General features: G+C 66.6%; 7 protein-coding genes and 2 pseudogenes. 4 read left to right on the top strand and 5 right to left on the bottom strand.

Annotated features, from left to right (window positions below):
• The first annotated feature begins 215 nt into the window (after positions 1 to 215).
• Positions 216 to 623, top strand: coding sequence for a YccF domain-containing protein (locus tag DD1DGNOD_RS02010; RefSeq protein ID WP_131764866.1), 408 nt, complete (start codon positions 216 to 218; stop codon positions 621 to 623).
• 322 nt (positions 624 to 945) lie between these two features.
• The gene (locus DD1DGNOD_RS02005; protein ID WP_131769311.1) at positions 946 to 2,130 is read left to right on the top strand and encodes an FG-GAP repeat domain-containing protein; all 1,185 of its coding nucleotides are present in this window, start codon (positions 946 to 948) and stop codon (positions 2,128 to 2,130) included.
• 63 nt (positions 2,131 to 2,193) lie between these two features.
• Here the strand turns inward: DD1DGNOD_RS02005 and DD1DGNOD_RS02000 are convergent, their stop codons facing one another.
• Positions 2,194 to 5,250, bottom strand: coding sequence for a DEAD/DEAH box helicase (locus tag DD1DGNOD_RS02000; RefSeq protein ID WP_131769310.1), 3,057 nt, complete (start codon positions 5,248 to 5,250; stop codon positions 2,194 to 2,196).
• A gap of 485 nt (positions 5,251 to 5,735) precedes the next feature.
• Positions 5,736 to 6,296 (bottom strand): DUF2752 domain-containing protein, encoded by a 561-nt coding sequence (locus tag DD1DGNOD_RS01995; protein ID WP_241251143.1) that lies wholly within the window; start codon positions 6,294 to 6,296, stop codon positions 5,736 to 5,738.
• Positions 6,297 to 6,400: 104 nt separating this feature from the next.
• On the opposite strand from DD1DGNOD_RS01995, the pseudogene DD1DGNOD_RS28580 reads away from it, so the two are divergent.
• Positions 6,401 to 6,505 (top strand): annotated as a pseudogene (locus DD1DGNOD_RS28580) (IS6 family transposase); the annotation flags it as partial.
• A 140-nt stretch (positions 6,506 to 6,645) separates the two neighbouring features.
• Here DD1DGNOD_RS28580 and DD1DGNOD_RS01975 read toward each other — a convergent pair.
• Together DD1DGNOD_RS01975 and DD1DGNOD_RS01970 are read right to left on the bottom strand one after the other, a co-directional pair.
• Positions 6,646 to 7,101: a hypothetical protein gene (locus tag DD1DGNOD_RS01975; RefSeq protein ID WP_131769309.1), complete on the bottom strand. Its 456-nt coding sequence runs from the start codon at positions 7,099 to 7,101 to the stop codon at positions 6,646 to 6,648.
• Positions 7,102 to 7,344: 243 nt separating this feature from the next.
• Positions 7,345 to 8,634 carry a mechanosensitive ion channel family protein gene (locus DD1DGNOD_RS01970; protein WP_165036342.1) on the bottom strand — a complete coding sequence of 430 codons (1,290 nt, stop codon included), beginning with the start codon at positions 8,632 to 8,634 and terminating at the stop codon, positions 7,345 to 7,347.
• Between the two features lie 260 nt (positions 8,635 to 8,894).
• Between DD1DGNOD_RS01970 and DD1DGNOD_RS01965 the strand changes: the two are divergent.
• Positions 8,895 to 9,071: pseudogene (locus DD1DGNOD_RS01965) on the top strand (IS6 family transposase); the annotation flags it as partial.
• A 198-nt stretch (positions 9,072 to 9,269) separates the two neighbouring features.
• Here the strand turns inward: DD1DGNOD_RS01965 and DD1DGNOD_RS01960 are convergent.
• The coding region (locus DD1DGNOD_RS01960) for an AAA family ATPase (RefSeq protein WP_131769315.1) at positions 9,270 to 10,886 on the bottom strand (1,617 nt) is incomplete at its 5' end.

The raw sequence follows: 10,886 nt of genomic DNA, 5'->3' as shown, positions 1-10,886 counted from the left end.
TCCCGACCCCGGACGGCGACGGCTGGATGAAAGACGTGCACGTTCCCGGCCGCCCGTCGCGGACACGACTGTCGATCATGATGTGTGGCGATCGAGTGACGCAGAAGCCTCTGCTCGACCCTACTTGATCTTTGCCCGGCGAAAGTGGCCCTGTCTCACCGAGGTGCCCCCGGCCCGATCGTTCAAGCCAGGGTCCGAGGGGGAAGATTGACCGTATGCGCATGATATTGAACCTGATATGGCTGGTGCTGTGCGGGTTCTGGATGGCACTGGGCTACGCCCTCGCCGCACTGATCTGCTTCATTCTGATCATCACCATTCCGTTCGGGGTCGCCTCGCTACGCATCGCCAACTTCGCATTGTGGCCGTTCGGCCGCCGGGTGATCGATCGCCGCGACGCGGGCGCGCCATCACTGATCGGAAACGTGCTGTGGATCGTGTTCGCCGGCTGGTGGCTGGCGCTCGGTCACCTGACGACCGGCCTGCTGCTGTGCCTCACGATCATCGGTATCCCGCTGGGGATCGCGAACTTCAAGCTGATCCCGGTCTCCCTGCTGCCACTGGGCCGGGAGATCGTCCGAATCGACGACCCCTACAACGCCGACCGCCTCGCCTTCCACTGAGCGTCCCGGGACTTGGACCTCTCGGACGCAAAAAACATGACGGCTCGCGATCGTGCCTCTCACTGGCTCTGTGGACGTCGAGTCATGCTCTCACGCCGTCACTGCGGGTGCCGATAATTCATCCGCGCAGACCACAACTGATCAACGATCGCACGTCCGGCCCCGGCTGCCTGTGTGTGATCTCTTCGGGACCCCTGTGTCGTGCCGCGCCTCTGTCCCTGTTCTGATGTCCCTGTTCTGACAGGAACACCCTGCCCACGGCCGCCGGACGCTACCTTCGTCCCGCCGCCACAGAAGCCACAGGGGAGCCACGGGGACACGCATGTTCACGCATTCGGTGTCACGCGTACGAATCGCCCTTGTCGGCTGCGGCATCCTCGCGCTGTCGGCGACGGCGTTCACGAGCGGAGCGGCCGCGGAACCGCCGGCACTCCCGCCGCCCGTGACGGCGCCGTCCGGTGACTTCAACGGCGACGGGCTCGACGACATCATCACCTTCACCCGTGGTCCCGAAGCGGACGTGTGGGTGGCGCTCAACACCGGTTCGGGATTCGGCCCGGCGCAGAAGTGGCACGACTACTTCGCGGTCGGCGAGGAGTGGCCGCTGATCGGCGACTTCAACGGCGACGGCCGGACCGACATCGTGACCTTCACCCGCAATCCCGCCAACGACGTCTGGGTGTCGCTGAGCACCCGGCTGCCGAGGCTCGGTACCCCCATCTACACGTTCGGCGCCGCAAGCAAATGGAGCGACTTCTTCCTGATCGGCAACAACCTCGACGCGACCGAGACGCCGGGCGTCGGCGACTTCAACGGCGACGGCCTCGACGACATCGCCGCGTTCGACCGCCACGGCGGACCGGCCTGGGTGTCGCTCAGCACCGGTACCAGCTTCGCGGCGCCGGTGAAGTGGTACGAGGCGATGCCCGACATGAGGGGACGCTGCCCACTGATCGGCGACTTCAACGGTGACGGCCGCGACGACGTCGTCGCGATCACCCGCCACGACCAGGCCGACGCGCTGGTGATGCTGAGCACCTTCTACGTGCGTCCCCGAACCGGAATCGTCAACTACTTCGCTCCGGCGGAGAAGTGGTTCGACAACATAGCGCCGGAACTGTGGCAGTTCCCGATGGTCGGCGACTTCGACGGCGACGGACGGGACGACCTCGCGTCGGTCAACCCGGACCTGGACGGTTCGGCATTCGTCGACGTGTGGGCCATGCACAACACCGGTTCCTCCTTCGCCGACGGAGCGCTGTGGCGACAGGGGATGCCCGACGTCAACCGGTTGGGAACCGGCGACTTCGACAACGACGGACGGGACGACCTCGTCAACTTCTCCGGCCCGCTCGCGGACAACGACGTACACGTCGCCAAGAGCCAGTCGGTGGTTCTCAACGACGGTTCGACGGTGAACTTCTTCGGACCGTCGATCACCTGGCACGACTACTTCGGGCTTGACCGGGAGGTTCCGTTCGGGACGGTCCACTGCGGCGGCGCCTGAGCTCCTCGTCCGCGGGGCACGGGCCCCGCCCTCTCAGCCACGCCGCGGTTTGCGGTGCGAACGTCAGGAGAACAGCATCCGGATGTCGTCGGCGTCCAGAGTCGTGTCGAAGGCGCCGCCTTCGTCCATGACGCTGGAGAACAGCTCGGCCTTCCGTTCCTTCAGCATCATCACCTTCTCCTCGATGGTGCCCTTGGCTACAAGGCGGTAGACCATGACATTCCGCGTCTGCCCGATGCGATGGGTACGGTCGACCGCCTGCGCCTCCGTCGCCGGATTCCACCACGGGTCGAGGAGAAAACAATAGTCCGCCTCGGTGAGGTTCAACCCGAATCCGCCGGCCTTGAGACTGATGAGGAAGACCGGGGCCGACCCCTCCTTGAACTGCTCCACCACCTTGGCTCTGTTCCGCGTTCTGCCGTCAAGGTAGCAGTACTCCACACCCGCCGCGGACAGCCGCTCACGCACCTTGCCGAGAAATCCGGTGAACTGGCTGAAGACCAACGCCCGATGCCCGCCGTCGACCACGTCGACAAGCTGCTCGAGCAACGCGTCTATCTTGGCGCACGGAAGATCGTCTTTTGCGTCGTCGATAAGCCCGGCATGCAGGCTGAGCTGGCGCAGCAGCGTCAGCGAACGCAGAATGGTGAACCTGTTCCGGTTCATGTCGTCGACCAGGCCGAGGACCTTCTGCCGTTCCTTCTGCAAGTGGGTCTGATACACCTTGCGGTGTCGTGGATGCAGGTCGACCTCGAGGACCTGCTCCTGTTTCGCGGGAAGGTCGGCGGCCACCTGTTCCTTGGTACGCCGTTTGACCAGCGGCTTGATCCGCCGTCGCAACTGCGTGAGGAGATCGGCATCGCCCTGCTTTTCGATCGGCCGGGCATAGTAGTCACGGAAGCGGGTCGGGTTCGGGAACAGGCCCGGCGCAGTGATCGACAGCAGCGACCACAGTTCCATCAGGTTGTTCTCCATCGGAGTGCCGGTGATGGCGAGCTTGAACGGCGTGGTCAGCGACCGCGCGCACTGGTAGATCTTCGACTGGTGATTCTTGACCGCCTGGGCCTCGTCCAGAATCAGCCCCGACCAGGTGATGCCGGAATAGGTGTCGAAGTCGAGCCGGAGCAGCGTGTACGAGGTCACCACCACGTCCGCGCCAGCCACGATCTGCTCGAGCCCCTCCCCGCGGCGGCGCAGTGTGTCGAAGATCGACACGACCCGCAGGTCCGGCGCGAAACGGGCGGCTTCCGCCTCCCAGTTCGCGACGACACTCGTCGGCGCGATGATGAGGAACGGCGGGAGCGCGGAATCGGCCTGTTTGGCATGACAGATCAGCGCCAGTGACTGCAAGGTCTTACCGAGCCCCATGTCGTCGGCGAGAATGCCGCCGAGCTGGAACTCCCACACAAACGCCAACCACCGGAAACCCTCGGCCTGGTAGGGGCGCAGCCGCGCCGCGAGCGTCGCCGGTAGCTCCTTCGCGTCGACGGACTCGATCGACCGCAGCCCCGCCACCTGCCGCCGCCACGCCTCCGTCTGATGGTCGACGACACCGAGCTCAACCAGATCATCCCACAGCCCGACCTGAAACCGGCTGATCCGCGGGGGCCCGTCGGATACGTCCCGCAGCGCCCGCGCCTCCGCTATCAACGTCCGCAACGTGCGCAGTTCGGGTTTCAACAAGGAGAAGAAGGTGCCATCGGGCAGAAGCATGTGCGACTGTTCCCTGCTCAACGCCAGGAACACCTCCGTGAACGGAACATCGCGTCCCGCCACGCTGATAGTCACCCCGAGATCGAACCAGTCGGTCTCACCCACCACATCGTGGGCCGACACACCGATACGCAGCGAGTCACTTTCCTCGCGATAGTCGGCAGGGCTCCCGCTGACCTCGACAGCGATCCCGGGCTGGTTCTCCGCCCACGGCAGCAGTTCCGTGGAGAACCGCATCGTGTCGATGCCGCTAAGCCGCGCGCGCGACACCGAATTTCCTTCCCCGCCGGCCTCACCGGCCGACAGCAGCCCGAACGTCTCCAGTGGAATATCAAGCCTGTCCAGGATCTCCTGCTCCTGCGCCCTGTCCCGGTATCCGGGATGCGGCGCGCTGTCGTGCAGCGACACCCGCGGCCGCGCATCGCCGACGGTGTACTCCCACCCCCAGTCGACGTCGAGGTCATGATCGGCGCCGTAGGAGGCGTGCAGCACCAGTGTGGGCGGCACGATCGTCGGAGGCACGAAGGAGTCGTCGCTGGAGATCACCGGGGCCAGTCGCCGCAGCCGCGGATAGAACTCGTCGCGGAAACGCGCCTCCTCGGCCGCCGGGATCTCCAACTGCCTGTTCTCCTGCGCCATCCGTTGCAGCTCCGGCGGCACCGGCGTGACGAGTCTGGCCAACCGCAGCCGCCAATCACCATGATTGGCCGAGGCCTGGATCTCCGCACGGTCGACGTAGACGACACCGTGACCTTCCTGCCCGATGAACGCGAACGGCGCGGCATCCGCACCCGCCCCCTCCACCCGTAACACCGGGGTGATCACAAGCGCTTCGGATCCTTCGCCGGATCCTGTGCCGCGGGTGACGTCCAGGAAGAGTTCAGCGGAGCCGTACCGATCCACATCACCGAGCCGCTTCTTCCCGTGCACCAAGCGGAGACCGATCGCCTCGGCGTCGTCGAGCATCCGCCAGAGCAGAACACTACCGAACGTGGACAGATCGATCGACTTATCCTCAGGATAAGAATAGGAGGAATAGGAGTCGTAGCTTGCGTAATCCTTACCCGACCGGTGAACAGCGTACATCTCCCGCAATAACCGTACATGCGAGGCAAGGTACTCGCCGTGATAGTAAGGCGAGTTCAGCCTCGACCACGGCAACGCGCCGACCCAGCCGTTCCTCCCCGGCCTCACCAACCGAGCGAGGACACGCAGCGCCAGCCCACCCGCTACCGAGCCACGTGGCGACGGACCCGAGGACAAGGTCAGCTCGACAGCCAACGGCATCACGCTCGCGCTGCTCTCAACGCCCTCGACCGGGGAACCCAACAACACGTCCAGAGACCGCCGCCAAGACGACGACGGAAGATTCCGGTTCACGGCCGCCTGCGAATATTCGACTCTCATCGCCGTCCACCCCGACACCCCGGCACACCAGCAATTGATACCCACCCGACAGCCGTACCAGCCCGCGTGTGAAGACCGACCCGACCGAGACCCTGAAGCACCACAGGCAACATATGACTACGCTAGCAGCCGCATACCAGCACCTCATTCCAGCCTTATACGCGGCCAGCCTTACATAAGATCATCATTACATAAAGTAGCGAGATGTGGGGCTGGATGCGAAGAGCAGTCCGAACCCGCCTCACCCACCAGGCACGACGGTTCATAGCCGGTCGCCGGGCCGCTGAACCCTCAACTACCCTACGTAGCTGATTGCTATAGAGCCAAGCGGGGCTTGAAGCGCTCGCCGACGCCTTGGCCTACATCAATCCACAGAGTTGCACCAGAGGGAGCAAATCGTTCATCGCATTCGCCCAGCTCGTCAGTTTCATCAGTTCAGCCATGAAACATCGATGCCGCCGAGCAGCCGTCCAGGATCCTGCCAGTCAGATGGACGTCGGGGTCAGGGGCCATCCGGGCAGGTTGCGCACGGCCATCCAGACGAGCGCGGCGCCGGCCAGGCCGTAGGCAAGTGGTCTGGGGACGCGCGCCTGCTCGCCCAGGCTGACCGCGCGCGCCTGCCGCCAGATCAGGTACATCAGCACCGGGCTACAGAGCAGTATGAAGAGGTTGTCGTGAACCGCGGCCCGCGCATGGCCGTGAAGCAGGTCGTGAACCAGACGAAGGCCTCCACACGCCGGGCAATCGAGCCCGGTGACAATCTTTGTCGGACAGACCGGCATGACCGTATTCGGATCGTGCGGGTCAGCAACGACAAGGTAGCCGACGCTCAGCGCGCACGCCGACGCGCTGAGCATCAGCCACTGGCGGCCGGTGGTCCTGCCAGTGCGGTTCTTCTGACTAGAGTTGCGCCGCCAGGTCGCCCGACCCCGGCTCTGCTGGGCCAGCCGTGCCATCCTGGCCGGGCTGGCACGGCTGCTCCCGCGGGCGCCACGGCCGATCCTGCTGGTAAGGCCGGAGCGGGCCGCACAGTTCCGGTTTCTCATCCGCGATCGCGATACGAAGTTCACCGCCGCGTTCGACGCCGTCCTCACTCACGAATACCGGCAGGCAGCATGACCCGAACCGGGTACCTGGCACCCACACCCCAGCGACTTGCCCGCGGGTGTTCGACGAGCAACTGCCCGCCGTCCACCACATCGACGCCCCGTATGCGAACAACCCGATTGAATCGGATCACAGCCGGTTGAAAGCCTACGCCCAATGCAACTGAGCCGCCACGCCGAGATGGAACTCGGCATGGCGCCGAACCAAGCAGCAGGATCACCGGTGGCCGGCGTCAAAACGACGATCAATGTGGTGGGCAACGTGCTGCTATATCCATTCGCAATATCATCACCCGCGACGGCGCCGGACTGCCCGCCGCGTGAGGAGCAGGACGACCCCGCCAGCAACCGCCCCGCCAGTGGCTCGGGGATGACGACGGGTTTGCTGGCCCGCCGCACGAGCGGCCTTGCCGCCGGTGGCCACGGTCTTCTCGGCAGCCGCGGCAACCTGCGGATGATGATCGGCCTGGTCGCGAAGGGTCCCGACGGCCTTGTCCCGAATGCCCAGCGTCTTCTCGGTCGCCGTGGCGACCTGCGGGTTCTGGCGTACCTTCTCCCGGACCGTACCAGCCGCCTTCTCAGCGGCGTCGCGGGTCCGGCCAGCGGCTGCCGCGACGTGCGGCGCGAGCCCGCCTGTCGCGTCTGCGGCCTTCCGTTGGAGGTCGACGGCATTCGCGTCTTCGGCACCCGTTCCACCGATGGAAGCGGCGTCTGCCCCAGTGTCGGCGGCAGTGGGTGGAAGCACGTCCGCAAAATCCGGTCGCGAGGGTTCGGGCTGTTTGACCATTGAAGTTTTCTCCCAACGAATCAGCGATCTGTGGTGGTCGGATGCCACGAACAGGTTGGTCTTGTGTCTACTACCCGAGTTCCGTCGTCGATAACCGGATGATTCCAACTATTGCCCTGATAGCACTCGTAGTTCCAGCTATCCGGCGTGACAGTGAGCAGGACCTGACATGAGCGTGGAGAACCTGGCAATCAAAGATTGCTAGGACGGCGGCTGGCGCGGGCCGTGCTCGTCGGTTTCGCTGAACGCCCGGGAGCGCTCGGCCGCGTCCGGGCTGCCCCCGAACAGGCGGGCATCCGCGTGGGCTTCCTCAGGATGTGTGGGGGGATCCAGCCGCGTACTGGTGGCCGGATCGGTGGCCGGGGCCCCGGCGGTGGTCGGGTCGGACTCGCGCCGCTGTGCCGGCCCGTGCAGCCCCTTCCCATGACCGTCATGCTCGCCGTCCCACGCCGAGCCGCCCCGCTCGTGTTCGAGCCTTGTCCTCGGCAGCGCCGCCGGGTGCTGCTGCCGCAGCCATCGCACGAGCGACTCCCGGACGTGGCAGCGCAGGTCGAACACGGTCGGTCCGTCGCTACCGCTGACCAGCACCCGGACCCGGACGCATCCGCCGACCGCGTCGGTTACCTGGAGCACCGAGACCCGGCCGTCCCAGAGGGCGGTGGCGTCCAGGATCCGGTGCATCTCCGCCCGCATCTCCTCTACCGGCACCGACCAGTCCAGGTCCAGCTCGACCACGCCGAGCACGGCCGCCTCCCGGCGCGTCCAGTTCTGGAACGGCGTGGTGGTGAAGTACGTCGATGGCAGGATCATGCGTCGGTCGTCCCAGATGTGGACGACCACGTAGGTCAGTGTGATCTCCTCGATACGCCCCCATTCCTCCTCCACGACGACCACGTCGTCCACCCGGATGGCATCGGTGAAGGCGAGCTGCAGCCCGGCGAACACGTTCGCCAACGAGGTCTGTGCGGCGAGGCCGGCAACGATGGCGACGATTCCGGCGGACGCGACGATGCTGGCACCGGCGATGCGCACGCTTGGGAACGTCATCAGCATCGCGGCCACGGCGATGACGGTGATGACGGCCACCGTGATGCGACGCAGCAGGGTCACCTGCGTATGCACCCGGCGGGCGTGCCGGTTGTCGGCGACGTCCATCCGGTAGCGGGCCAGGGCCAGGTCCTCGAGGAGGAACGTGAGCACCGCCACCAGCCAGGAGACGCCGCCGATGAAGACCAGGCCGAGCAGCCGGACGATGGCCCCGGTCCAGGTCTGTTGGGGCGTGGCGTTCAGCGCGACAAGCAGGGCGACGAGGACGAGGGTGAGGCGGGCCGGGTGTCGCCCGCGCTGGGCCAGGTCGGCGGCGGCTGCCGAACGGCGCCCGACCCGGCGGGCTACCCGGTCGACGACCAGCGCGACCGCATAGCCGATCACGACGGCCACGACCAGCACGACCAGCACGGCGGGTGTCGAATCAGCCTCCGGTAGGGACATCTCGGCTGCATTGCGAATGACCACGCCGGACTCCTCGGATCAGTCTGGTAGAGGCAGCCCGGGCAGCGCCTTGCGCCGGGCGGCGCGCCTGTGTCCAGGGATGCCTTCCCGTGGTGGGGCGTTATAACGTGAGAGGCCCGTCACATCCGGAAGTGTCGTGAGATCCCTCTTGAGCGAGGTTGATCTGGCCCCGCACCCTCGGTCCTGAGCGTGGCAGGAGGGTCTGTTGCATCCGAGAGATCCTTGATCATTCATGGTGGATAGATGCGCCGACGCCCTGCCCGTTCACCAGATTCCGCCTCCCGCCCGAGGAGAAGCGTACTGGCGGTCCGCTGGCATCTCCGCTACGCCCTGTCGTATCGGGACGTCGAGGAGCTCCTCCGCGCCACGCCGAACGAGGTCTCATGGTCGATCACGTCACGGTCCACCGGTGGGTGCGGCGGTTCACCTCGCTGCTGATCGATGCAGCCCGCCCCTGCCGGCACGCCCCTGGGGACAGGTGGTTTGTCGACGGGTGTGCGAGGTGCGGCGGCGACAGCCTCGGCGACGGTGTGCTGCCCGGCCAGGCGCCCCTGCCCGGGTACCGAGCCGCCCACGCCTCGCCGCGGACCACGCATCCGCCGAGGTCGGGGTGGTCAGGCGGCAAGCCCGTGCTGCGCATCGGCCGCCTGGTAGCTGACGGCCAGCTCGCCGTCGTGCGCGTCGACCCGCACCACACCGCCCTCGGAGACCTCGCCGCGCAGCAGCGCCCGCCCGATGCGGGTCTCGACCTCGTGGGAGATGTAGCGGCGCAGCGGCCGGGCCCCGTAGACCGGGTCGAAGCCGGCTTGTGCAATGTGGCGGCGGCCGGCGCCGGTCAGCTCCAGGGTGATCCGCCGCTCCGCCAGTCGCCGGCGCAGATCGTCGACCTGCAGGTCGACGACCTTCTCGAGCTGCGGCAGGGACAACGGCCGGAACAGAATGATGTCGTCGATCCGGTTGAGGAATTCCGGGCGGAAGTGCCCGCGCAGCTCCGCCATCACCCGCGCCTCCACCTCGGGCCTGATCCGGCCCTCGGCTTCCAGGCCGTCGAGGAGGTACTCGGAGCCGATGTTGGAGGTCATGATGATGACGGTGTTGCGGAAGTCGACCCGGTGCCCTTGGGCGTCGGTGACGCGCCCGTCGTCCAACACCTGCAGCAAGACGTTGAACACGTCGGCGTGCGCCTTCTCGATCTCGTCGAAGAGCACCACCGAGTACGGCTTGCGCCGGACCGCCTCGGTGAGCTGCCCGCCTTCCTCGTAGCCGACGTAGCCGGGGGGAGCGCCGACGAGCCGGCTGACCGTGTGCCGTTCCTGGTACTCGCTCATGTCTAGACGGATCATGCTCTCCTCGGTGTCGAACAGGGCCGCGGCCAGCGTCCTGGCCAGCTCGGTCTTGCCGACGCCGGTCGGCCCGAGGAAGACGAAGGAACCGATGGGGCGGCGGAGGTCACGGATCCCGGAGCGAGCCCGGATGATCGCGTCGGCGACCAGGGCGACGGCCGCGTCCTGACCCACCACCCGCTCCCGCAGGATCTCGTCCAGGCGCAGCAGCTTGTCCCGTTCGGTCTCGCGTAGCCGGGCGACCGGGATGCCGGTCCAGACCGCGACGATCTCGGCGATCTCCTCCTCGGTGACGACCTCACGCAGCAGCCGGTGCTCGCCCTGCTTGGCGGCGAGCTGTTCCTCCTCCGCCGTGAGTCGCCGTTCCAGCTCGCGCAGCCGGCCGTAGCGCAGCTCGGCGGCCCGGTTCAGGTCGTAGGAGCGCTCGGCCTCCTCGGCCTCCCGGCGCACCCGCTCCAGCTCCTCGCGCAGCTCCTGGACCCGCCGGATCGCCTGGCGTTCCGCGTCCCACTGGGCGCGCTTCGCGTCGGCATCGGCCCGCAGGTCGACGAGCTCCCGGCGCAGCTCCTCCAGACGGGCCCTGCTGGCCGGGTCGGTCTCCTTCGCCAGGGCGGCTTCCTCGATCTCCAGCCGGGTCACCCGCCGGGTGATCTCGTCCAGCTCGGCGGGCATCGAATCGATCTCGGTACGCAACCGGGCGCACGCCTCGTCGACCAGGTCGATCGCCTTGTCCGGCAGGAACCGGTCGGTGATATAGCGGTTGCTCATCGTCGCCGCGGCGACGAGCGCGCCATCCTGGATCTTCACCCCGTGGTAGATCTCGAACCGTTCCCGCAGGCCGCGCAGGATAGAGATGGTGTCCTCCACGGTCGGCTCGTCCACCATGAC

Origin of the sequence: Candidatus Protofrankia californiensis (assembly GCF_900634765.1) — a bacterium.
GTDB classification, from domain to species: domain Bacteria; phylum Actinomycetota; class Actinomycetes; order Frankiales; family Frankiaceae; genus Protofrankia; species Protofrankia californiensis.
The sequence above is the reverse complement of the archived record's forward strand: the minus strand, read 5'-3'. Positions and strand labels throughout refer to the sequence as shown.